Origin of the sequence: Rhizobium tumorigenes (assembly GCF_003240565.2) — a bacterium.
Classification (GTDB): domain Bacteria; phylum Pseudomonadota; class Alphaproteobacteria; order Rhizobiales; family Rhizobiaceae; genus Rhizobium; species Rhizobium tumorigenes.
In genome coordinates this window covers 2849300-2871636 of record NZ_CP117255.1, presented here as the reverse complement: position 1 = coordinate 2871636, position 22337 = coordinate 2849300, and the positions used below count along the sequence as shown (strand labels likewise).

The following is a 22337-nucleotide window of genomic DNA, read 5'->3' as shown; positions in this document are numbered from 1 at the left end:
AATCCCCGCTGAATATAAGCATATCGGGACAACGGAATGTATCAACAGGGATCAGCGTCGATCGCCGCGAAGCGAGACTTTCGGCACGCCGAGGTTGCCCAAATGTCACAAAATCCGGGCAGCCGCCAGGCATTGGCGGTCTCGGATAGTTGGGCGTGCCATTGTTTGGAAATTTGTAAAAATGGTGTCCACGAGAGGATTCGAACCTCCGACCCCAGGATTCATACCACTTCGGTTTTAACCGCCGCCCGGAGGCGTTCGTGGTCTGGACTGTCCCTTCACCATGGGCCGAGGCCTTTAGGTGCTGCCCATCCAGTCTCTACACCTTCACCGGATTTCTCCGGCGCTTGGCTCGGGATTGGCATGCTGGAGTTCAGCGAAGCGTTCCCCGACTTTGAGCAGATCGACTGCAATCTTTCAAATGCAGCCCCCAATTAATGCAACTAGGAATCCTGTGCTCTATCCTACTGAGCTACGTGGACATAACGGTTTTGCCCTGGTCTCCATAACGCAGGCTCAAGCCTGTCGCAACTCATCTTTTGCCGAAATCCGTGTTCGGGAGGGCATGCCTAGCAGGCTCCACACCGGGACGGGACTGCCGCCGCTATTCCATGATGTGCAGTTCTGCGCGCCGCATGGCCTTGCCGATGCATCCGTCCGGCTGCAGCGTCATCACGTCGAAGGCGGTGATAGCGCCAGGAAGCTTTCCTGACAGGAGGCACTTCATGGCTATGTCGCGATCCGTCACGGTGCCGATGATGGCTCCTGTGTCGACCACCACCACGATGCTGACGTTCTCCCGCTGCATGATTTCCAGAACATCGTTGGCGAATGTGCCGCGCGTCACCGTCTGCAGCGGTTTGTTGGTCTTTTGGGCGTCGTCCATGGTCGTTCCTTGGTATGCCGTCGCAACTAATCGCTCGGGTTGTCAGTCTGTCAGCGTCGTGTGGTCGGTGTAGCCGGTCACGCCGTGAACACTTTCGACGAGCACCCGGACGGCTTTTTGCTGCAGGTCGGTCTCAAGCCGCCCGCCAACAGAAACGCGAGCGCCCGATACCGTAACCTTCACGTGCGCCGGGTCGATGCCTAGATCGTCCTGCAGCCGGGTGGAGATGGCGAGGCGAATTCCCTCATCGCCGGAAGCGACGATATCGAAGGGTGCGTCGATGATCATGCCCAGCAGGTCGCAACGGCTGACGATGCCGATGAGCTGCCCCTTGTCGAGGATCGGTACGCGCTTGATCCCGTGCGACAGCATGATGCCGGCAATCTCGCGGACATCGGTGTCGGGGCCCGCCGTGATGATATCGCTGCACATCGCATCCCGGACCGACCATCCATGGGTATGCACGTAGTCGTCCAATGAAGGGGGATCGTTTGGCCCGGGCAGGTCGTAGTGCCGATCCTGCGCGCGTACGGCGACGCGACGCAGCAAGTCCCCCTCCGTCACGATGCCGATCATCAGTCCATCGTCATCGACAACGGGCAGGCCGCTGATGGAGTGGGCGATCATCGAGAGTGCGGCGCTGCGGACGCTCGCGGTGGGTTGGATCGAGATGACACTGGTTGTCATGACGTTCTTGGCGAGCATTTTTATTCCTCCCGAGACCTGAAGAGGGCAGCAACACCGGCTCTTTTAACCGACGTCACTAACCGAACTCTCAGCACACTAGGGAAGAGGGACGCGATGGCATTGATTTTGATCAATGCCATCGCGGGTATCGGTCACCAATGAGGTTGCGTCGTTACGAGCCGAGACGTTGCTCGGCAAGGCGGACCCAGAAGGAAATGCCGTGGGCTATGGCCTCGTCGTTAAAGTCGTAGGCGGCATTGTGCAGGCCGGCGGTGTCGCCATTGCCGAGAAACAGGAAGGCACCGGGCCGGGCGTTGAGCATGTAGGAAAAATCCTCGCCGCCCATCATCGGATCGACTTCCGCATTGACGTTGGCGTCACCGGCGATGTCGCGAGCGGCCTCCGCAGCGTAATCCGTCTCGTTGGCGTGGTTGAATGTCACCGGGTAATTGCGGTTATAGCGGACGTCGGCTTCGGCCCCATGGGCGGCGATGATACCGGCGACGACCTGGCGCAGGCGCTGCTCGGCCAGATCGCGAATGCCTGCGTCCAGCGTGCGGACAGTGCCGGCGAGGGTGGCTTCGTTGGCGATGGCGTTCTGGGCGAAGCCGGCGTTGAATTTGGTAACGGAAACGACCGCAGAGCCGAGCGGGTCGACGTTGCGCGAGGCGATCATCTGCAGGTTGGTAACGATCTGCGCGCCGATGGCAATGGGGTCGATCGTGGTGTGCGGCATGGCCGCATGGCCGCCCCGGCCCTTGACGACAATGCTGAACTCGTCCGTCGCCGCCATGATCGCACCCTTGCGGATGGCGAACTTGCCGACGGGGATGCCCGGCATGTTGTGCATGCCATAGACTTCGGCGATCTTGAAACGGTCCATCATGCCGTCCTCGACCATCAGCTTGCCGCCGGCGCCGCCTTCTTCGGCCGGCTGGAAGATGACGGCGACGCTGCCGGTGAAATTGCGTGTTTCGGCCAGGTATTTGGCGGCGCCCAGCAGCATGGCGGTGTGGCCGTCATGGCCGCAGGCATGCATCTTGCCGGGTGTCTTCGAGGCCCAGGGCTTGCCGGAAATCTCGGTCATCGGCAAAGCATCCATGTCGGCGCGCAGGCCGATGGTGCGGCCTTCGCCGGTGCCACGGATGATACCGACGACGCCGGTGCGGCCGATGCCGGTGACGATCTCGTCGACGCCGAAGCTTTTCAGCTTGTCAGCGACGAAGGCGGCGGTTTCCTCGACAGCGTAGAGCAAGCCCGGATGGGCGTGGATGTGGCGGCGCCATTCGGTCACTTCGTCCTGCAGTTCCGCTGCTCTGTTCAAGATGGGCATGGTCGATTTTCCTGCTGATCAATCTCTTTGATATGGCGTGGGAAGACGGAAATAAACCGTCGATCACCTTTGCCTTCTCATAGCCATATAGGTTAAATACCTGCGAGGTTCGAGAAAATTCCGGACACTGAAGGACAGACCGTGCCGACGAAGCAGAATTCTTTGTTTGCCGCCTTGCGGCTTTTGCCGGTGGGTGCTGCCGTCACAGCGCTTTTCCTGAGCGGTGCATCCGCAGCCTTTGCCAACCCACACATCCTTGTCGATGTCAGCACCGGCCGCGTGCTGGAGCACGAGGAAGCGTTCCGCAAATGGTATCCCGCATCGCTGACAAAGCTGATGACGGTCTATACGACGTTTCGCGCCATCCAGGCCGGCCAGATCAGCCTCGACACCCCGGTGGTGATGTCGAAGCACGCCGCCGCCCAGCCTGCCGCCAAGATGTATTTCAAGCCTGGCCAGAAGATGACGCTCGATAATGCGTTGAAGATGATGCTGGTGAAATCGGCCAACGATCTGGCCATGGCTGTTGCCGAGACGGTCGGTGGCTCCGAGCAGGGCTTCGTCGTCAAGATGAATGCGGAAGCAGCGCGACTCGGCATGACAAGTTCGCATTTCATCAATCCGAACGGCCTGCCGGGCAAGGGCCAGTACACGACAGCCCGTGATCTCGCGATCGTGACGGTCGCCCTGCGCCGCGAGTTTCCGCAGTATGCCGGTTACTTTGCGCTCGAAGGCTTTACCAACGGCGTCAAGCCGGTACCAAACATCAACCTGCTGATCGGCCGGTACAACGGTGCCGATGGCATGAAGACCGGCTTCATCTGCGCATCCGGTTTCAACCAGATCGCGTCGGCGACCCGCAACGGCAGAACGCTTGTGTCCGTCGTGCTCGGCACCAACAGCCTGGCTGAACGCGCCGATATGTCGGCCGACATGCTCGAAAAAGGCTTTACCTCGCAGTTTCCCGGCAACGACACCTTGCAGACACTGAAACCCTATGGCCCTGGCCAGGACCAGGTGGCGGACGTTACCAACGATATCTGCAGCGCCAAGGGTGCGCAGATGCGCAGCGAGACGCGCGACCCGACAGGCCGGATGAAGGTGCTGTCGCCCTATATCCACGAAATGACCCATACCCCCAACTTCACCTATGCCGGGCTGATCGGCGGCGGACCTGATGCGGCTGCCGACAAGGCGTCTGTCGCGAAGAATTCGCAACAGGTGTCCGGCGATGTCGCAGGCATTCCGGTTCCGCAGCCGCGCCCGACCAACTGATCGGACCCAGATCATGAACAGCACGCCTGACAAGGTGCCGGTGTCCATCCTCACCGGCTTTCTCGGCGCCGGCAAGTCGACGCTTCTCAACCGCATCCTGAAGGATCCGGAGATGCGCGACACGGCCGTCGTCATCAACGAGTTCGGCGATGTCGGCATCGACCACCTGCTGGTCGAGAGCTCCGGCGACGCTATCATCGAATTGTCCGATGGCTGCCTCTGCTGCACCGTACGCGGGGAGCTGGTCGATACGCTGGCGATGCTGATGGACCGGATGCAGACGGGCCGCAGCCGCACGCTGCGCCGCGTCGTCATCGAGACGACGGGGCTTGCCGACCCGGCGCCGGTGATGCAGGCGATCATGGGAAATCCCGTCATCGCCCAGAGCTTCGATCTCGACGGCATGGTCACTGTCGTCGATGCCGTCAACGGGCTGCAGACCCTCGACAACCACGAGGAAGCGCGCCGGCAGGTGGCAGTCGCCGACCGGCTGATCATTTCCAAGGGCACCATGGCGGGTGCTGCCTCATCGTCAGCGCTGGAAGCGCGGCTGCGGCTGCTCAATCCGCGCGCCCCGATCGTCGACGGCGACAGCGAGGAGGCCGCGCGTGCCGCTATCCTCGTCAACGGCCTGTACGATCCCGGCTCGAAAATTGCAGATGTCGGCCGCTGGCTGCAGGATGAGATGACTGCAGAAGCCCACGATCACGGGCATCACCACGAACATGAGCATGATCATCATCACGATGATCACCATCATGGCGACGGGCATCGGCATGGCCATGACGTCAATCGTCACGATGCGTCGATCCGGTCATTCTCGATTGTCGAGAGCCAGCCGATCGATCCGATGGCGCTGGATATGTTCATCGACCTGCTGCGCTCGGCGCATGGCGAAAAGCTGTTGCGCATGAAGGCCATCGTCGCCCTGAAGGATCGTCCGGAGCGGCCTGTCGTGCTGCATGGCGTCCAGAACATCTTTCACGCACCGGTGCGACTGCCGGCGTGGCCGGATCCAGCCGACAGGCGGACGCGCATGGTGCTGATCACCAAGGATCTGCCGGAGAGTTTCGTCAAGGACCTGTTCGACGCCTTCCTCGGCAAGCCGCGCGTCGACATGCCTGACCGCGAGGCATTGGAAAACAATCCGCTGGCGATCCCGGGAATGCGCCTGTAGTCAACCCTTGCGAATCGTGAAGCGATGGCCGTCCGCCGTGCTGGCGCTGTCCAGCAGCGTATGGCCGTTTTCGTTGCAGAAATGCGGGATGTCGATGATGGCCAGCGGATCGCTGGTCTCGACGCTCAGCACTGCGCCTTGAGGCATCGACGCCAGTTTTTTCCGGGTCTTTAAAACGGGAAGCGGACATTTCAGTCCGCGCAGGTCATAGGTGCCGGCGTCGAGCCTACTCACTCTTCGACCAGAATTTCCAGAACGGCGGCTTCTTGTCGGAAGGCTGGTCCTGAGCTGTCTCGACCGGGGACGGGACCTGCGCATAGGCCAGTGGGTTCTGGGCCGGTACCGGCACGGTCGCCGGCAATGTCACGGCAACGGCTGTCGGGGCCAATGTCGCTGCCGGAGCGCTGCCCGCCGTCGGGACAGAGGCAGTCGTCATCGGCAGTTGCGCAATGTTACCTTTGGCATTGTGGATGCCTGACGGCATTCCGGCCATCAAGGTCGGAGACGTCGTCGGAAGGTTCGACTGGCGGGCCATCAGGGTTTCGAGTTCGGTGACCTTCATGATCTTGCCGGCAGCCAGGGCCGAGCCCGTCGGTGCGTATGCCAGATCGTGGCCGGCGCGCTGCTTGGCGACGACCGCCTTGCGCTCGGCTTCGGTCGGATCGTACCAGGCGGTATCGCTATATTTGCTCATCGCCTTGTCGTAATCGAGCTTGTAGCTCCTGTTGTAGGCGACCAGAGCCGACTGAAGGGCAGGCGGCGTGGTCATGGCGGGGCATTTGCCGCCAGCAGTGAAGGGACCGTCGGCCTGCTGGTTGAAGACGTATTTCTTCTCGCAGACCTCGACTTCCGGCGGACGCTTGGTCACCTCGAAATCGTCGTAGCCGGCCTTCAGCATCTTCCAGAAGTCGATGTTGGAGTTGAGGCGATGGCGGACCATGTTCTCGGCTGTCATGCGAAACGGAAAGGCTTCGAGCTGGATGGTCTTCTGGCCACCCTTGAAGGCGTCGCGCGCGAAGGCGTAGATTTCCAGCACCTGCTGGTCCGTCATCGAATAGCAGCCGGAAGACGAGCAGGCGCCGTGGATCATCAGGTTGACGCCATTGCGGCCGTTTGCGCTGTCGTATTTGTTCGGGAAGCCGGTGTTGATGGCGAGGTAATATTTCGAATTCGGATTAAGGTTGGCCGGCGTCAGGTTGTAGAAGCCCTCGGGCGCCTGCCGGTCGCCTTCCTTGACCTTCGGGCCCAGGCGGCCGGACCACGCACAGATCTTGTATTCGGCAATCTTGTCGAAGCGGTTGTCTGTCTTCGCCTTCCAGATCTCCATGACACCCTCTTCCTTGAGGATGCGGATCATGATCGGCGAGTTGCGGTCCATGCCCTTTTTCGCCATTTCGGCGACGATGCGGTCCGGGAGCGGCTGCTCTACCTTGTTCTTGACCTTCGACAGGTCGATCGAGGTGGCGGAATCAAGCGTGTCGTTGCAGCCGGCGAGTGCCAGCGCCATCAGCGAAAGAGAGGCAAGGTAACGAATGCGCATGTGTGACTAAGCCCTAGACGCGAAACGGGTCGGGTGACCCTTATCGCAACCCCATCAAAGGAACCAAAATCATAGGCGTTTATGCTTGACGATTCCTTACCAGCCTATGCATCGGCCGGTGCCCCCAGGCAAGCACTTCTTTGCCCGAGGTTCGTTGGATAACATCAATGTGGCCAAGATTTGGCTTTTTGCGGCAGAATTTCGCGTGATTTTCTGCGTTTGGACGGGCTTCGCCTAGAGATTGCGGCCCATGGCGAGGAATTTCTGGCGTCGTTCGTTGCGGACCTGCTCGCCGGAAAGACCAGAAAATTCTTCGAGTGCGGTCGCGATGACGTTGCCGGTCGAGGCGATTGCGGCTTGCGGATCGCGGTGCGCGCCGCCCAGCGGCTCGGGAATGATGCCGTCGATGACGCCGAAGGACTTCAGGTCCTCGGCCGTGATCTTCATGTTGGTCGCAGCTTCCTTCGCACGGGCGGAATCCCGCCAGAGGATGGAGGCCGCACCTTCCGGCGAGATGACGCTGTAGATCGAATGTTCCAGCATGTAGACGCGGTTGCCGGTGGCAATCGCGATGGCGCCGCCGGATCCGCCTTCGCCGACGATGACCGAGATGATCGGCACTTTGAGGCCGAGACACATTTCTGTGGAACGGGCGATGGCTTCCGCCTGTCCACGCTCTTCGGCGCCGACGCCGGGATAGGCACCTGCAGTATCGACGAGCGTGATGACCGGCAAGCCGAAACGATCCGCCATCTCGAGCACGCGGATGGCCTTGCGATAGCCCTCGGGCCGGGCACTACCGAAATTGTGTTTCAGCCGCATCTTGGTGTCGCTGCCCTTTTCCTGGCCGATGACAGCAACAGGCTGGCCACGGAAGCGTGCGAGGCCGGCCTGGATGGCGGCGTCCTCTGAAAACTTCCGGTCGCCGGCCAGAGGCGTGAATTCCTCGAACAAGGCTGCAGAATAATCGATGAAATGCGGTCGCTGCGGATGGCGCGCGACCTGCGTCTTCTGCCAGGCATTGAGCTTGGAGTAGATCTCGAGCGTTGCTTCGTGGACGCGGCCTTCCAGCCTGTTCACCTCATCGGAAGTGTCGATGCTTTCGTCTTCCAGGGCCAGCTTCTTCAGCTCGTGGATCTTGCCCTCGAGGTCAGAGATGGGCTTTTCGAAATCGAGATATTGGTGCATGAGGGGCGTTTCCGTTCCTTTTGCGCGGGCGGGGTTGTCAGGCTCCGGCCTTTGTTGCCGGTCCTAATCCTGCTTTTTCGCCTGTTTGGCAAGGGGGTGGTGCGTTTGCACCAGTTGGTGAAGGCGTTCTTCCAGCACATGGGTATAGATCTGCGTGGTGGAAATGTCCGAATGGCCAAGCAGTTCCTGCACCACGCGCAGATCGGCGCCGTTGGCAAGAAGATGGCTGGCAAAGGCATGCCGCAACACGTGCGGCGATATCAGCGATGGCGTCAGGCCGGCGCGGATGGCGAGGTCCTTGAGGTCGCGGGCAAACACCTGGCGCGGCAGGTAGCCTTCCTTCGAGGAGGATGGAAACAGCCACGGACTTTCCGGTGGCGGCTCCTTGGCCGATGCCTCCTGGGCGAGGCGCATCTGTCCATAGGCCTTCATCGCCGATATGGCAGAGTGCGACAGCGGCACCATGCGTTCCTTGTTGCCCTTGCCGCGGATCATCAGGAAGCGGCCTTCGTGGTCCAGTACCTTGGCGGAAAGCGAGACAAGTTCGCTGACGCGCATGCCGGTTGCATAGAGCAGTTCCAGCAGCGCCAGCATCCGGACGCGCTGCAGCTTGTTCGGCCCGTCCAGTTCGGCTTCGGTTTCAGCCTGCGCCAGAAGGCGGCTAACCTCTTCGACGCCCATGATCTTTGGCAGTGAGCGGCCCTTTTTCGGCGCATCGAGAATACCGGTCGGGTCGTCGGTGCGCAGCCCTTCGGCATAGAGAAACTTGTAGAACTGCCGCATCGCCGAAAGGCGACGGGCCTGCGAGGAGGCCTTGAAGCCCTGGTTGGAGAGACCTGTGAGATAGGCACCGAGATCGGCAGACGCCGCCTCCGTCATTCGGACGGCGCGTGCCTTGAGGAAGCCGTGCAGGTCGTCGAGATCGTGCTGATAGGACGACAGCGTGTTGAGCGCTGCACCGCGCTCGGCGCTCATCATTTCGAGGAAAGCTTCCATGTGGGCGCGGCCGAGGTCTGTCATGGCCTGATCGTGCCTGTCGGTGGTGGATTGAGCTTTTCGGCCGGGATGCGGATTGTGATATCGCGCGGTTTCGGCTCGACGAAAACAGCCAGTGCCCACATCGCTCCATAGACCGTCCCCGCTATCACCGCGCAAAAAACAAGGAAGCGAAACAGTGTGGGCATGCAGTCTCCTGGGTGGTCGGCAAGAGGCCAAGGGCATTTCGGCAAGGCTAGCGTTAGCGAAGATGTATTGCAGAGGTGTTTATACTGCGGCGACTTGACGCTATGGGCGCATTTGACGATACCCTTTGCAAACAATTTATGAATGGCCCGATGTGTGAACCTGTCCTAACCCTTGCGCAAAGCCTCAAAGACAGAGCCCGAGCGGCGCTCGGTCAGCGCAATCTTATCCTCGTCGGTCTGATGGGTGCCGGCAAAACTTCCATCGGACGACTCGTTGCAACCCATCTCGCAATTCCCTTCGTCGATGCCGATGCCGAGATCGAGCGAGTGTCGCGGATGACCATATCCGAACTGTTTACGGCCTATGGAGAAGAAGAGTTTCGGTCGCTCGAAACGCGGGTGATCAAGAGACTGCTGAAAGGCGGCCCGCGGGTTGTCTCGACAGGCGGCGGTGCTTTCGTCAACGATCGCACGCGCTGGCATATCAAGCGCAAAGGCCTCTCCATATGGCTGAAGGCCGATCTCGATGTGCTCTGGGAGCGAGTGAACAAACGCGATAGTCGGCCGCTGTTGAAGACAGGGGATCCCAAGGCAACGCTCGAGGGCCTGATGACGGCGCGTTATCCGATTTATGCGGAGGCTGATCTCACCGTCATGTCGCGCGATGTCCACAAGGATATCATCGCCCGGGACGTGCTGGCGGCGATCCTCCGCACAAGCCAGGAAAGTAAAGTATCATGAATGCCATTCCCGAGGTGTCCGAGCGTCTCGTCCATGTGCCGCTCGGCGAGCGGGCTTACGATATCCTGATCGGCCCCGGCCTGATCGCGCGCGCCGGTACGGAGATTACCGCACGCCTCAGGGGTCGGCGGGCTGCCGTGATTACCGACGAAAATGTCGGCCCCCTGTACCTCGCCGCCCTGACAGACAGCCTTGAGGCTGCCGGCATCGCTGTAGCCAGCCTGGTGCTGCCGGCCGGCGAAAAGACCAAGAGCTTCGAGCCGCTGATGGCGGTCTGCGACGCGGTGCTGGAAGCCCGCGTGGAGCGTAACGACATGGTGATCGCGCTCGGTGGCGGTGTCATCGGCGATCTCGCCGGCTTTGCAGCCGGCATCGTCCGGCGTGGCGTGCGCTTCGTGCAGGTGCCGACCTCGCTGCTGTCGCAGGTGGATTCCTCCGTCGGCGGCAAGACCGGCATCAACACCCGCCAGGGCAAGAACCTCGTCGGCGTCTTTCACCAGGCGGATCTCGTGCTGGCCGACAGCGACGTGCTGAATACGCTGAGCGAAAGGGAATTCCGGGCCGGATATGCCGAAGTCGCGAAATACGGGCTGATCGACAAGCCGGACTTCTTTGCCTGGCTCGAGGCCAACTGGCGTGACGTGTTTGCCGGCGGCCCGTCCCGCATCGAGGCGATTGCCGCCAGCTGCCAGGCGAAGTCCGATGTGGTCGTGGCCGACGAGCACGAAAACGGCGCGCGGGCGCTGCTCAATCTCGGCCATACCTTCGGTCACGCTCTAGAGGCGGCCACGAATTACGACAGCAGCCGGCTGGTGCACGGCGAGGGTGTTTCCATCGGCATGGTGCTTGCGCATCGGTTCTCCGCTCGGCTCAATCTGGCGAGCCCCGACGATGCTGTTCGGGTCGAGGCACATTTGAAGGCGGTCGGCCTGCCGACGCGCATGAGCGACATCCCGGGCGCCTTGCCACCAGCAGAGATGCTGATGAAAGCCATCGGCCAGGACAAGAAGGTAAAGAGCGGCAAGCTGACCTTCATCCTCACGCACGGCGTCGGCCAGTCCTTCGTCGCCGACGATGTTCCCTCTTCGGAAGTTCTGAGCTTCCTCAAGGAAAATCACCCGCAATGACCATCGAAGGCACATTCGTAGCGCTTGCGGAATATTGGCCGCAGTTCCTGTCCATCGTCCTGCTCGTTCTGGTCTCGGCCTTCTTTTCCGGTTCCGAGACGGCGCTGACGGCGGCATCGCGCAGCCGCATGCATACTCTGGAGGCCAATGGCGAAATCCGTGCCGCTGTCGTCAACGGTCTGATAGAGCGTCGTGACCGGCTGATCGGCGCGCTGCTGATCGGCAACAATCTTGCCAACATCCTGTCTTCGTCGATTGCCACCAGCCTGTTTCTCGGGTTGTTCGGCAGCTCGGGCGTCGCACTGGCGACCCTGGCGATGACTGTCATCCTGGTCATTTTCGCCGAAGTTCTGCCAAAGAGCTGGGCGATCTCGGCGCCGGACCGTTTCGCGCTCTATGTCGCGCCGATGGTCAAGCTGTTCGTGGCGGTGGTCGGGCCGCTGTCGAGCGTCGTCAATGTCATCGTCCGGCAGATCCTGGCGCTGTTCGGCATCAATCTTTCCAAGGAAGTGTCGATGCTGTCGGCCCATGAGGAACTGCGCGGTGCCGTCGACTTTCTGCACCGCGAGGGATCGGTGGTGAAGGCCGACCGCGACCGTCTGGGCGGCGTCCTCGACCTCAGCGAACTCGAACTGTCAGACATTATGGTTCACCGCACGTCGATGCGGGCCGTCAACGCCGATGACGCGCCGGAGGCGGTGGTCCGCACCATGCTGGAAAGCCCTTATACACGCATGCCTTTGTGGCGCGGGACGACCGACAACATCATCGGCGTCATCCATGCCAAGGACCTGCTGCGGGCGCTGGCGGAGCCGAATGTCGAGCCGGAGAACCTCGATGTTGCCAAGATCGCGCAAAAACCGTGGTTCGTGCCCGATAGTACCAACCTCGAGGACCAACTGAACGCCTTCCTGCGGCGCAAGCAGCATTTTGCCGTCGTCGTCGACGAATATGGCGAGGTGCAGGGCATCGTCACCCTGGAGGATATCCTGGAGGAAATCGTCGGCGACATCGCCGACGAGCACGATCTCGACATCCAGGGCGTGCGGCAGGAGGCGGACGGCTCGATCGTGGTCGATGGTGTGGTGCCGATCCGCGATCTCAACAGGGCCCTCGACTGGAACCTTCCGGACGAGGAGGCAACGACGATCGCCGGGCTGGTCATCCACGAATCCATGACCATCCCCGAAGAACGCCAGGCCTTCACCTTCTACGGAAAGCGCTTCATCGTCATGAAGCGCGAGAAGAACAGGATTACCAAGCTGCGCATCCGGCCGGCCGAGGCGGCTGATACGGATCCGGTGTAGGGCTGAGGCGGGCTTAGTCGCCGTCCGATGCGCGCTTTGGTGCTCTCTGCGGCACCCTGGACGTCCGTTTGATAACGCGACAAAACTCACCTCCCTCATCCCTGTGCTTGTCACAGGGATCCAGCCGTCGCGCGTCTGCGCGGCGAGAGGATGCACTTAAGGTGGAGAGTTTTGTCGCGCCCAAGGACTTGGGCGCACTGGATTCCTGTGACGAGCACAGGAATGAGGGCGGAGAGAGTTGCGCTCTAACTTTGGCTGTAACCCCGCCTCTGAAGCGCGACGCTAGTTCATCAGCCGGCTGCCAGAACCGCGGCCAGACCTACCAGCTAACCGCCTCGCCGGGTGCCGATGGCTCGATGGCCAAGGCGTGGAGGCCGGCGTCGAGTTCGGGTTTCAGGAGGGTGGTGATGGCGCGGTGGCGGGCGAGGCGGGGCATGCCGGCGAATTTTTCGGACACGATGCGAACCCGCATGTGGGTTTCCCCGGCGCCGGTGATGTCGGGATGGTGGCCGGCGTGGAGATGGCTTTCGTTGATGACGGCAAGGCGCTCGGGCGCGAAATTCTGCGTCAGCGTTTCTTCGATGCGCGATTGAACGGTCATGATCTGCAGCCTGCTTCGGTTTCAAGAAAACGGATCACAAAGCCTGCAAGATTCCGGTTTGTCAATTCTTGTTGTAGGCCGCCGGACGTCCCATAATTAGCCCCATGGGACTAGACTCAAAATTCTTCGATGGCATCCGGACACGCCGTAGAAAGGTACCGGACGAGACGCCTGCCGACCCCATCTGCACATGGGACGGCTGCGAAAAGAAGGGTGTCCATCGCGCGCCGGTCGGCCGCAATGCCGAAGGTAAATTCTTCCTGTTCTGCTTCGAGCACGTCCGCGAGTACAACAAGGGCTACAATTACTTCTCCGGCCTCTCGGACAGCGAGATCGCGCGCTACCAGAAGGAGGCGATCACCGGTCACCGCCCGACGTGGAGCGTCGGCGTCAACAAGGCGGCGCGCAACAGTCCGCTGCATTCCGAGGTCCGTTCCGGCGCCCACCCGAGGATGCGCGATCCGTTCGGCTTCGTGGCCGAAGGGCTCGGTCGGAGCCCCCGTTTCGAAGCGCCCGCGCGCAAGTTGAAGACACTGGAGGCCAAGGCCTTCGACACGATGGATTTGACCTTCGGCGCCACTGCGACCGAGATCAAGAGCCGCTACAAGCAGCTCGTCAAGAAACACCACCCGGATGCCAATGGCGGCGACCGGGGCTCCGAAGACCGATTCCGGGCTGTCGTCCAGGCCTATCAATTGTTGAAGCAGAACGGTTTTTGTTAATCCGTCTCCTTGAGTTCGAATTCGGATGAGGTATGGTCCAGATCGACCGGGACAGCCGGGCGGCCAAGGCGTATCCCGCGCGTTTGTCGCTGCGATCTCCGGTCGACACTCCGGGCGCGGCGTTTCTTGTCCGGGACTTTGCTTGTCATGCTCTCCGGCGCAGCCCGGTCGCACAGAGATTTCGCTTTAGTCCCGGAGAAGAATCGCCGTCGTCTTGACCATTCGAGATGAGCGGCCATCTTCGGTGGCGAAGCAGTCGCGACAAAGAACATGCAATGCGGCCGGGTGCGACCACCCGCCTTGGAGACATGATGAGTAAGATTGACGTTGATATCTCGCAGCTGCCCGACACCACGGTTTCGCTGCGCGAAGCCTTCGGTATTGATTCCGACATGCGCGTGCCGGCCTACAGCAAGGGCGACGCCTATGTTCCGGACTTCGATTCGGACTACCTCTTCGACCGCGACACGACGCTCGCCATCGTCGCCGGCTTCGCGCATAACCGGCGCGTGATGATTTCGGGCTATCACGGCACGGGCAAATCGTCGCACATCGAGCAGGTTGCGGCCCGCCTCAACTGGCCCTGCGTCCGTATCAACCTCGACAGCCATGTCAGCCGTATCGACCTTGTTGGCAAGGATGCCATTGTCGTCAAGGACGGCATGCAGATCACCGAGTTCAAGGACGGCATCCTGCCCTGGGCCTACCAGCATAATGTCGCGCTCGTGTTCGACGAATACGACGCCGGACGCCCGGACGTGATGTTCGTCATCCAGCGCGTGCTGGAATCGTCCGGTCGCCTGACGCTTCTCGACCAGAGCCGCGTCATCCGCCCGCATCCCGCCTTCCGCCTGTTCGCCACCGCCAACACCATCGGCCTCGGCGACACGACGGGCCTTTATCACGGCACGCAGCAGATCAACCAGGCACAGATGGACCGCTGGTCGATCGTCTCGACGCTGAACTACCTGCCGCACGAGCAGGAAGTGAACATCGTCGCCGCCAAGGTCAAATCCTTCCGCACGACGGCCGGCCGCGAGACCGTTTCGAAGATGGTACGGGTTGCCGACCTGACGCGTGCTGCCTTCATGAACGGCGACCTGTCGACAGTGATGAGCCCACGTACCGTCATCACCTGGGCTGAGAACGCCGAGATTTTCGGTGATGTCGCCTTCGCTTTCCGCGTCACGTTCCTCAACAAGTGCGACGAGCTCGAGCGTCCGCTGGTGGCCGAGCACTATCAGCGCGCCTTCGGTGTGGAGCTGAAGGAAAGCGCCGCCAACATCGTTCTCGAGGCCTAGAGCATTTCATGCTCGACATGATAGCTCGGAAAGACTGAAGTCATATGGCAGGTCGTGGAGACAATCTGAAGGGCAAGCCCGGCGCGCAGGTCGATATGGAGCCGTTGCGCCGGGCGATCACCGGCTGCGTGCGCTCGATCGCCGGCGACGGCGAAGTCGAGGTGACGTTTGCCAATGAGCGTCCGGGCATGAGCGGCGAGCGCATCCGCCTGCCGGAAATGTCGAAGCGGCCAACGCTGCATGAGCTTGCCGTTACCCGCGGTCTCGGCGATTCCATGGCGCTGCGTCTTGCCTGTCACGATGCGCGCGTTCACGCGACGATGGCGCCGCAGGGCACCGACGCGCGCACCATCTTCGATGCCGTCGAGCAGGCGCGTGTCGAATCGATCGGGACGTTGCGGATGGATGGCGTTGCCGCCAACATCTACTCGATGAATACCGAGAAATACGCCAAGGCGAACTTTGCCGGTGTCGAGCGCCAGGAAGATGCGCCGCTAGGCGAAGCCATGGCGATGATCATCCGCGAGAAGCTTACCGGCCAGAAGCCGCCGGAAAGCGCTGGAAAGGTGCTCGATCTCTGGCGTCCGTTCATCGAGGAAAAGACCGCCGGCGCTCTGGATGCGCTGCCTGATGCGATCAACGACCAGCAGGCCTTTGCCCGCGCCATGCGCCACGTCCTCTCAGCCATGGAAATGGCCGAGGACTACGGCGACGACGAGACCGAGCAGAACGACGAGGACAGCACCTCCGAGGAAGACCAGCCGCGCAGCGACGAGCAGGACCAGGACGAGGTCGACGAAGATGCCGGCGCTGACGCCGCGCCCGCCGAAGACAGCGAGCAGGCCGACGAGCAGATGGACGACGGCGAGATGGACGGCGCGGAGATCTCCGACGACGACATGACCGACGAGGGCGAGGACGATTCCGAAACGCCCGGCGAGACGCGCCGCCCGAACACCCCTTTCTCCGATTTCAACGAAAAGGTCGACTATCACGTCTTCACCGAGGATTTCGACGAGACCATCAGCGCGTCGGAGCTTTGTGATGCCTCCGAACTGGAGCGGTTGCGGGCGTTTCTCGACAAGCAGCTGGCCCATCTTCAGGGTGCCGTCGGACGCCTCGCCAACCGGATGCAGCGCCGCCTGATGGCGCAGCAGAACCGGTCGTGGGATTTCGACCTGGAAGAGGGCTACCTCGACCCGGCCCGCCTGACGCGGATGATTATCGACCCGATGCAGCCGCTGTCGTTCAAGATGGAACGCGACACGCAGTTCCGCGATACGGTGGTGACGCTGCTGATCGACAATTCCGGCTCGATGCGCGGACGTCCGATCACGGTTGCCGCCACCTGCGCCGATATCCTGGCACGTACGCTGGAGCGTTGCGGCGTCAAGGTCGAGATTCTCGGGTTCACGACCAAGGCCTGGAAGGGTGGGCAGTCTCGCGAGAACTGGCTTGCCGGCGGCAAGCCGCAGACGCCGGGACGGCTCAACGACCTGCGCCACATCATCTACAAATCGGCCGACGAGCCGCTGCGCCGGGCCCGCAACAATCTCGGCCTGATGATGCGCGAAGGCCTGCTCAAGGAAAACATCGACGGAGAAGCGTTGATCTGGGCCCACAACCGGCTGCTGGCGCGGCGCGAGCAGCGCAAGATCCTGATGATGATCTCGGATGGCGCTCCGGTCGACGATTCGACGCTGTCGGTCAATCCGGGCAATTATCTGGAGCGCCACCTGCGCGCCGTCATCGAGCAGATCGAAACCCGTTCGCCTGTCGAACTTCTCGCTATCGGCATCGGTCACGACGTGACGCGCTATTATCGTCGCGCCGTCACGATCGTCGACGCCGACGAACTGGCCGGCGCCATGACAGAGCAGCTGGCATCGCTGTTCGAAGACCAGACGCAGCAGCCGAGGCGCGGCCGGCGCCGGGCTGGCTGATAGCGTGCCGCCGGTTTTCGCCGACGGCTGTTCCCTGATATCCGAGGGTCTGATGAAGCGACTTTCCCGCGTCTGCCTGCTGGCCGCGCTGCTGGCCGGCTGTGTGCCTGCCGGCGATCCTTCCGCCGGCGGACCTGCCGAGATCCGTGCGAGCAAGATATCCGCTTTCCGTTTTGGCTCGACGGTGACGAAATTCGGCGATCTCGAGTTTCTGGGCGGCCTGCAGATGACCTCGAGCAACGATCTGTTCGGCGCCGCCTCGGCGATCCGCCTGCGGCCAGACCACCGGCACATCGTCTCCGTGCTCGATACCGGGCACTGGTGGACAGGCGCCATCGACCGCGATGCCGATGGCAAGCTGCAGGGCATCTCCGAGGCGGTCATCATGCCGATGATCGACCGGTTTGGCCAGACGCATGAAGGCAAGGGCGCAATGGATGCCGAGGGCGTTGCGCTGCGCGGCAACACCGTGCTTGTCAGCTACGAGCAGAACCACCGCGTCGACGTTTATCCCGATCCCGGCTTCGAGACGTCCAAGCCCTCGGGCTCGCTCCCTATCCTCATGAACCGCAATGCGTTGCGCGGCAACCAGAGCCTCGAAGCGCTGATGATCGGCCCGCCGGGCAGCCCGCTTGCAGGCAATGCCGTACTGGTAACGGAACGCAGCCTGGACAAGGACGGCAACATGCTCGCCGCTATCCTCGACGGCCCCCTGAAAGGCCGCTTCACCGTCCGCCATTACGACGACTACGATGTCAGCGACGGGGTGTTCCTCCCGGATGGCGACCTGCTGCTTCTGGAACGGCGTTTCGACTTCGCCCACGGCATCGGCATGCGCCTGCGCCGCATTGCCGGCGGCGACATCAAGCCGGGTGCCGTAGTCGATGGAAAGGTAATCTTCGAGGCCAATGCCGACGAGCAGATCGACAACATGGAAGGCATAGACGCCTTCCGCGCCGAAGACGGCACGACCCACCTGATCATGGTGTCCGACGACAACCACTCGATCCTACAGCGCAACCTGATGCTGGAATTCCGGCTACTGCGGTGAGAAACCGCTACCGGTTTCTCAGGGACAGTCCAGGTGATCTCAGCCCCGAACCGGCTGCGCCGGCTTCAGAACGTTCATGAGGGCGCCGTAGGGCAGCAGCATTATCAGGCCGACGATCAGCTTGACGGAGAAGTCACCGATGGCCCAGGAGATCCAGCGCGGCGCTTCCATCGTGAAGATGCCGAGGATCGGCGCCTGTTCGAGCGCGAATGGTGTGTTGTCGCCGAGGAACACGAAAAAGGCGGCGAAGGACAGAGAGAAGAACAGCACCGTGTCGAGCAGAGAGCCCAGCAGGGAGCCAACCAGCGGCGCGCGCCACCACGCCTGGCGGCGCAAGCGGTTGAACAGCACGATGTCGAGCAGCTGGCCTGCCAGATAGGCAGCGCCCGAGGCAATGGCAATACGCGGCACCGACGAGAAGAACGACATGGCGATACCGACGACGAAGCCGGCAAGCACGACGCGGCGCGCGATAGTCGGGCCGAACTGGCGGTTGGTGAGGTCGGTGACGAGAAAGGCGACCGGATAGGTGAAGGCACCCCAGGTCAGAATGTCGCCGAGCTTGACGCCGGCGATCTCGCCGTTCAGCGGGAACTGGACGAGAAAATTGGACGCGACGACGACCAGCGTCATCAGGGCAACGTAGATCAGCAGAAAACGCGGGTTGGGCATTTTTTTATCCTGGGTGATGCCACCAGTTGGAGGGAAGGGCCGGTCAAAGCAAAGGCTTGAGCGGATGTTATCCGTCAAGCCTTTGAAAGCACGTATAAAGTCAGATCAAGAAGTCTTAGGCAGCGGTCGCTGCGAGTTCTGCAGTCTTCTTGACGATCTGGCGACGAAGCAGGCGAGCGCGCTGGCTCAGCGTGGTTTCGTCGGACTTCAGAAGGAAGGCATCGAGGCCGCCACGGTGTTCGACGGTGCGAAGCGCCGCAGCCGAAACGCGCAGGCGATAACGCTGGCCGAGCGAATCGGAGATCAGCGTTACCTGGCACAGGTTCGGAAGGAACTTGCGCTTGGTCTTGTTGTTTGCGTGGCTGACATTGTTACCCGTCAGGACGGCCTTGCCGGTCAATTCGCACATGCGGGACATGGTACACCTATTTTATTTTTGTCTGCCATCGGAGAGCCTTGCCGGCAAAACCGGTTCCGCAATCCAACAGGCCATGATTGGAAAGTTGCGGTTCTATAGTCAGCGCAGCCCTGGCAGTCAAGCCAAACCTTGGCATTTCCCGCAATTCCGCCAAAAAGCTCGTGCTTGTAGCGATCGCAGACATCGTCACAAGTGTCTATATAGGGTACTACCACTCATATGAAGGCAACCACGATGTCATATCTCGGAAAATGGCTTCTCGTCTCCGCTATCGCCGGATCACTCCCGGCCATGGGCCATGCCGAGGACATGCGGCATGAAACCGAATACCGCGTTGCGCTGGCCGGGCTGCCGATCGCGCATGCCGATTTCAAGACCGAAGTCATCGACAAGCATTTCACCATCAAGGGCACGGTCAGTTCCTCGGGCCTCGCCGATCTAGTGACGACGATCTCGGCGCAAGCCGATGTTGCCGGCGTCGTGGGTCCGCGCAAGCTCGAGACATCGCGCTATACGCTCAATTACAAGAGCGGTCGCAAGCAGCACACCTATGACGTCCTCTACCGCGATGGCAACGTCACATCGTCGACCACGACGCCGGAGCCGCACCGGCCGCAAAACTGGATCCCGGTTGCCGAGGGCGATCTGCGCTCCGTTCTCGATCCGGTTTCAGGGCTCATCTTCCCGGCAAACACCGACGTCTGCGCCCAGACCCTGCCGATCTACGACGGCGAGACACGCATGACCCTAAAGCTGTCTCCAAAGGGCTCCAAGCCGTTTTCGACCGAGGGTTTCAAGGGCGATGCGATCGTTTGCGGCGTGCATTTTACCGCTCTCGGCGGCTACAAGAAGAGCCGCACCGATTTCGACTACCTGAGCAAGAGCAACGACATGGAGATCTGGTTTGCCAAGGCGGACGCCATGAAGGTATATGCTCCAGTCTACGTCCGTATCCCGACCAAATACGGCACGGTGACAATCACGGCGGTCAAGTACGGCAGTTAACGGCACCTCTTCCGGCAGACACCGGCGCGGTGTCGCAAAGGGGGGCAGAATGACATTGCGGGCAACGCTGATCGGTTTTTCGGCAATCCTGATGTGGTCGTTCCTGGCGCTGTTCACTGCCGCCTCCGGGACAATGCCGGCCTTCCAGCTTTCGGCCATCTGCTTTGCCATCGGCAGCATCCCGGGCATCGTGGTTCTGATCCTCAGGCCGGAGCGTATAAAACTGCTGCGTCAGCCGGCGAAAGTGTGGATCACAGGCATTGCCGGGCTGTTCGGCTATCATTTTCTCTATTTCACGGCACTTAGAAATGCACCGGCGGTCGAGGCCGGTCTCATCGCCTATCTCTGGCCGTTGCTGATCGTTGTCGGCTCGGCGCTGCTGCCGGGGGAGCGGCTGCGCTGGTATCACCTCGCGGGGGCTTTTGCCGGGCTCGCCGGTACGGTGCTGATCGTCGGGCGCAACGGGTTTCATTTCGATGCGGCCTATGGGCTCGGCTATGGTGCGGCCGTTCTCTGCGCTTTCACGTGGTCGGGCTATTCGTTGCTGACGCGGCGCTTCGATGCCGTCTCGACCGATGTCGTCACCGGCTTCTGCCTTGCGACGTCCATCCTCTCGCTGCTCTGCCATCTGGGGCTGGAAAGCACTGTCTGGCCGGAAACGGGCTTCCAATGGGCGGCTATAGTCGGTCTGGGCCTGTTGCCGGTCGGCGCTGCCTTCTACGCCTGGGACTTTGGGGTCAAGAACGGCGATATCCAGATACTCGGTGCCGCCAGCTATGCGGCGCCGTTGCTGTCGACACTGATCCTGACGGTGTTCGGCTTTGCCGAGCCAAGCTGGGGAATTGCCGGCGCCTGCCTGCTGGTGACGGGCGGCGCCGTGCTTGCCGCGCATAAAATGATCCTGCGCCGCCCGCCAGCACCGGATGTCGCCATTGCCGAATAGGGATCAGTCGCCCGAAGGCTTCCAGCCCGCAGGCGCCATTTCGAAGCTCGAAAATTTAAAACCCGGGGCGACGGTGCAGCCGACCAGCGTGTAGTCGCCGGTGGCTTCCGCCGCCTGCCACCAGCCGGCGGGTACGATCGCCTGCGGCCGTTCGCCGCTCGCGAAATCTGTCCCGAGGACGATCGTCGTCTTGCCTTGGCCATTCTCCGAGATGTCGAGCGCCAAGGGAGCGCCGCTATAGTAGTGCCAGACTTCGGCGGCATCCCGGACGCGGTGCCAGTGAGAGCGCTCTCCCGCCTGCAGCATGTAATAGATCGCCGTCGAATGGCCGCGCGCCTCGCCCGTGCTGTCGCGGAAGGTCTGGACATACCAGCCACCTTCCGGGTGGGGCTGCATGCCAAGTTCGCGGATGATGTCGTCCGGCCGCATCAGAAATTGTCTTTCCGCTTGCGGATTTCGGTGAAGACTTCCTCGTTGGTGCGACTTTCCATCAGAAGATTGCGGCGGATGGCCGGATCGGCGGGGCGCAGGAACGGATTGGTTTCCTTCTCCAGCGCCAGCGTCGTCGGAATGGTGAACTTGCCTTCGGTGCGCATCGCCTCGATATCGGCCGCCCGGGCTTTCAGGCGCTCGTTGTCGGGATCGATGGTGAGCGCGAAGCGGGCATTGGCCAGCGTGTATTCATGGCCGAAATAGATGGCGGTCTCGTCTGGCAGCACCGCGAGTTTCTGCAGCGAAGCCCACATATCGGAGGCCGGGCGTTCGAACAGACGACCGCAGCCGAGCGCAAACAGCGTGTCTGCGGCAAACAGCAGCTTGTCGTCCTCGAAGTGGTAGCAAATGTGTCCGGCGGTGTGCCCCGGGGTCTCGATGACATTGACGGTGTGGGTGCCAAACCTGAAGCTGTCGCCGTCTCCATAGGCGCGATCGAGGCCGGGAATGGCGACTGCTTCGTTAAGCGGGCCGAAGATTTGACAGCCGAACTGCTCCTTCAGCGCCAGATTGCCTTCGACATGGTCGATGTGATGGTGGGTGGTGAAGATGTGGCTGATCTTCCAGCCACGCCGCCCCGCAGCGGCAGCAACGGCTGCTGCGTCCGGCGCATCGATGGAGGCGGTAAGGGCGGTTTCCGGATCGTGGACGAGAACGCCGTAATTGTCCGTTCGGCAGGTAAATACGTCGAGTTCCAAAGGCTGCATGGCTCAAATGTCCTAACTTTCGTCGGTTGACACGAAT

General features: G+C 61.5%; 25 protein-coding genes. 11 read left to right on the top strand and 14 right to left on the bottom strand.

The features are described from left to right. Window positions 1–604: 604 nt before the first annotated feature. The 3 genes from PR017_RS14080 to PR017_RS14070 form a co-directional block, all read right to left on the bottom strand. A complete protein-coding gene (locus tag PR017_RS14080) occupies window positions 605–886 on the bottom strand; it encodes a CBS domain-containing protein (RefSeq protein ID WP_111219849.1) in 282 nt (93 codons plus the stop codon). 42 nt (window positions 887–928) lie between these two features. After that, a complete protein-coding gene (locus tag PR017_RS14075) occupies window positions 929–1591 on the bottom strand; it encodes a CBS domain-containing protein (RefSeq protein WP_111219851.1) in 663 nt (220 codons plus the stop codon). A gap of 154 nt (window positions 1592–1745) precedes the next feature. Then, window positions 1746–2906, bottom strand: a complete 1161-nt coding sequence (locus PR017_RS14070; RefSeq protein ID WP_111219853.1) for a M20 aminoacylase family protein — start codon at window positions 2904–2906, stop codon at window positions 1746–1748. 141 nt (window positions 2907–3047) lie between these two features. Here PR017_RS14070 and PR017_RS14065 point away from each other — a divergent pair, with 141 nt between their 5' ends. Together PR017_RS14065 and PR017_RS14060 are read left to right on the top strand one after the other, a co-directional pair. Next, on the top strand, window positions 3048–4181 hold the full coding sequence (locus tag PR017_RS14065; RefSeq protein WP_111219855.1) for a D-alanyl-D-alanine carboxypeptidase family protein: 1134 nt from the start codon (window positions 3048–3050) through the stop codon (window positions 4179–4181). 13 nt (window positions 4182–4194) lie between these two features. Then, window positions 4195–5358, top strand: coding sequence for a CobW family GTP-binding protein (locus PR017_RS14060; protein WP_111220039.1), 1164 nt, complete (start codon window positions 4195–4197; stop codon window positions 5356–5358). Here the strand turns inward: PR017_RS14060 and PR017_RS14055 are convergent, their stop codons facing one another. The 5 genes from PR017_RS14055 to PR017_RS14035 all read right to left on the bottom strand — a co-directional run bounded on the left by PR017_RS14055 (window position 5359) and on the right by PR017_RS14035 (window position 9270). After that, on the bottom strand, window positions 5359–5592 hold the full coding sequence (locus PR017_RS14055; protein ID WP_240538971.1) for a sulfurtransferase TusA family protein: 234 nt from the start codon (window positions 5590–5592) through the stop codon (window positions 5359–5361). Beyond that, window positions 5585–6898: a L,D-transpeptidase family protein gene (locus PR017_RS14050; RefSeq protein ID WP_111219859.1), complete on the bottom strand. Its 1314-nt coding sequence runs from the start codon at window positions 6896–6898 to the stop codon at window positions 5585–5587. The genes PR017_RS14055 and PR017_RS14050 overlap by 8 nt, the downstream gene beginning before the upstream one ends. A 234-nt stretch (window positions 6899–7132) precedes the next feature. Then, window positions 7133–8086, bottom strand: coding sequence for an acetyl-CoA carboxylase carboxyltransferase subunit alpha (locus PR017_RS14045; RefSeq protein WP_111219861.1), 954 nt, complete (start codon window positions 8084–8086; stop codon window positions 7133–7135). 63 nt (window positions 8087–8149) lie between these two features. Further along, on the bottom strand, window positions 8150–9106 hold the full coding sequence (xerD, locus tag PR017_RS14040; RefSeq protein WP_111219863.1) for a site-specific tyrosine recombinase XerD: 957 nt from the start codon (window positions 9104–9106) through the stop codon (window positions 8150–8152). Then, a complete protein-coding gene (locus PR017_RS14035; RefSeq protein ID WP_164498237.1) occupies window positions 9103–9270 on the bottom strand; it encodes a hypothetical protein in 168 nt (55 codons plus the stop codon). Before PR017_RS14035 ends, xerD begins: the two co-directional genes overlap by 4 nt. Before the next feature lie 150 nt (window positions 9271–9420). On the opposite strand from PR017_RS14035, the gene PR017_RS14030 reads away from it, so the two are divergent. From PR017_RS14030 to PR017_RS14020, 3 genes are read left to right on the top strand one after another with little or no spacing between them, the layout of a single operon-like run. After that, entirely contained in the window at window positions 9421–10011 is a 591-nt protein-coding gene (locus PR017_RS14030; RefSeq protein WP_111220041.1) for a shikimate kinase, read from the top strand. Further along, entirely contained in the window at window positions 10008–11138 is a 1131-nt protein-coding gene (gene aroB, locus PR017_RS14025; protein WP_111219865.1) for a 3-dehydroquinate synthase, read from the top strand. The genes PR017_RS14030 and aroB overlap by 4 nt, the downstream gene beginning before the upstream one ends. Further along, entirely contained in the window at window positions 11135–12445 is a 1311-nt protein-coding gene (locus PR017_RS14020) for an HlyC/CorC family transporter (protein ID WP_111219867.1), read from the top strand. The genes aroB and PR017_RS14020 overlap by 4 nt, the downstream gene beginning before the upstream one ends. Window positions 12446–12764: 319 nt before the next feature. Here PR017_RS14020 and PR017_RS14015 read toward each other — a convergent pair whose 3' ends face one another. Continuing rightward, window positions 12765–13046, bottom strand: a complete 282-nt coding sequence (locus tag PR017_RS14015) for a BolA family protein (protein WP_111219869.1) — start codon at window positions 13044–13046, stop codon at window positions 12765–12767. Window positions 13047–13150: 104 nt separating this feature from the next. Here PR017_RS14015 and PR017_RS14010 point away from each other — a divergent pair, with 104 nt between their 5' ends. After that, complete coding sequence (locus PR017_RS14010; protein ID WP_111219871.1) at window positions 13151–13768, top strand: J domain-containing protein; 618 nt, start codon at window positions 13151–13153, stop codon at window positions 13766–13768. On the opposite strand, the gene PR017_RS14005 is transcribed toward PR017_RS14010, so the two are convergent. Further along, a complete protein-coding gene (locus tag PR017_RS14005) occupies window positions 13765–13917 on the bottom strand; it encodes a hypothetical protein (RefSeq protein ID WP_154677468.1) in 153 nt (50 codons plus the stop codon). The two genes, PR017_RS14010 and PR017_RS14005, sit on opposite strands and share 4 nt — an antisense overlap. Before the next feature lie 162 nt (window positions 13918–14079). Between PR017_RS14005 and cobS the strand changes: the two genes are divergently transcribed. Genes cobS through PR017_RS13990 form a run of 3 tightly spaced genes read left to right on the top strand, consistent with a single transcriptional unit; the run spans window position 14080 to window position 18063 of the window. Next, window positions 14080–15069, top strand: a complete 990-nt coding sequence (gene cobS, locus PR017_RS14000; RefSeq protein ID WP_111220043.1) for a cobaltochelatase subunit CobS — start codon at window positions 14080–14082, stop codon at window positions 15067–15069. A gap of 44 nt (window positions 15070–15113) precedes the next feature. Continuing rightward, complete coding sequence (gene cobT / locus PR017_RS13995; RefSeq protein WP_111219873.1) at window positions 15114–17012, top strand: cobaltochelatase subunit CobT; 1899 nt, start codon at window positions 15114–15116, stop codon at window positions 17010–17012. 52 nt (window positions 17013–17064) lie between these two features. Further along, window positions 17065–18063 (top strand): esterase-like activity of phytase family protein, encoded by a 999-nt coding sequence (locus PR017_RS13990; protein ID WP_111219875.1) that lies wholly within the window; start codon window positions 17065–17067, stop codon window positions 18061–18063. 39 nt (window positions 18064–18102) lie between these two features. Here PR017_RS13990 and PR017_RS13985 read toward each other — a convergent pair whose 3' ends face one another. Next, window positions 18103–18735, bottom strand: a complete 633-nt coding sequence (locus tag PR017_RS13985; RefSeq protein WP_111219877.1) for a queuosine precursor transporter — start codon at window positions 18733–18735, stop codon at window positions 18103–18105. 115 nt (window positions 18736–18850) lie between these two features. Beyond that, entirely contained in the window at window positions 18851–19153 is a 303-nt protein-coding gene (gene rpmB, locus PR017_RS13980; RefSeq protein ID WP_111219879.1) for a 50S ribosomal protein L28, read from the bottom strand. 234 nt (window positions 19154–19387) lie between these two features. On the opposite strand from rpmB, the gene PR017_RS13975 reads away from it, so the two are divergent. Both PR017_RS13975 and yddG read left to right on the top strand, forming a co-directional pair. Further along, window positions 19388–20158 (top strand): DUF3108 domain-containing protein, encoded by a 771-nt coding sequence (locus tag PR017_RS13975; protein WP_111219881.1) that lies wholly within the window; start codon window positions 19388–19390, stop codon window positions 20156–20158. A 49-nt stretch (window positions 20159–20207) separates the two neighbouring features. Then, window positions 20208–21101: an aromatic amino acid exporter YddG gene (yddG, locus tag PR017_RS13970; protein ID WP_111219883.1), complete on the top strand. Its 894-nt coding sequence runs from the start codon at window positions 20208–20210 to the stop codon at window positions 21099–21101. Window positions 21102–21104: 3 nt separating this feature from the next. Here yddG and PR017_RS13965 read toward each other — a convergent pair whose 3' ends face one another. Both PR017_RS13965 and gloB read right to left on the bottom strand, forming a co-directional pair. Beyond that, window positions 21105–21530 (bottom strand): cupin domain-containing protein, encoded by a 426-nt coding sequence (locus tag PR017_RS13965; protein WP_111219885.1) that lies wholly within the window; start codon window positions 21528–21530, stop codon window positions 21105–21107. Beyond that, window positions 21530–22300: a hydroxyacylglutathione hydrolase gene (gloB, locus tag PR017_RS13960; protein ID WP_111219887.1), complete on the bottom strand. Its 771-nt coding sequence runs from the start codon at window positions 22298–22300 to the stop codon at window positions 21530–21532. Before gloB ends, PR017_RS13965 begins: the two co-directional genes overlap by 1 nt. Window positions 22301–22337 lie beyond the last annotated feature (37 nt).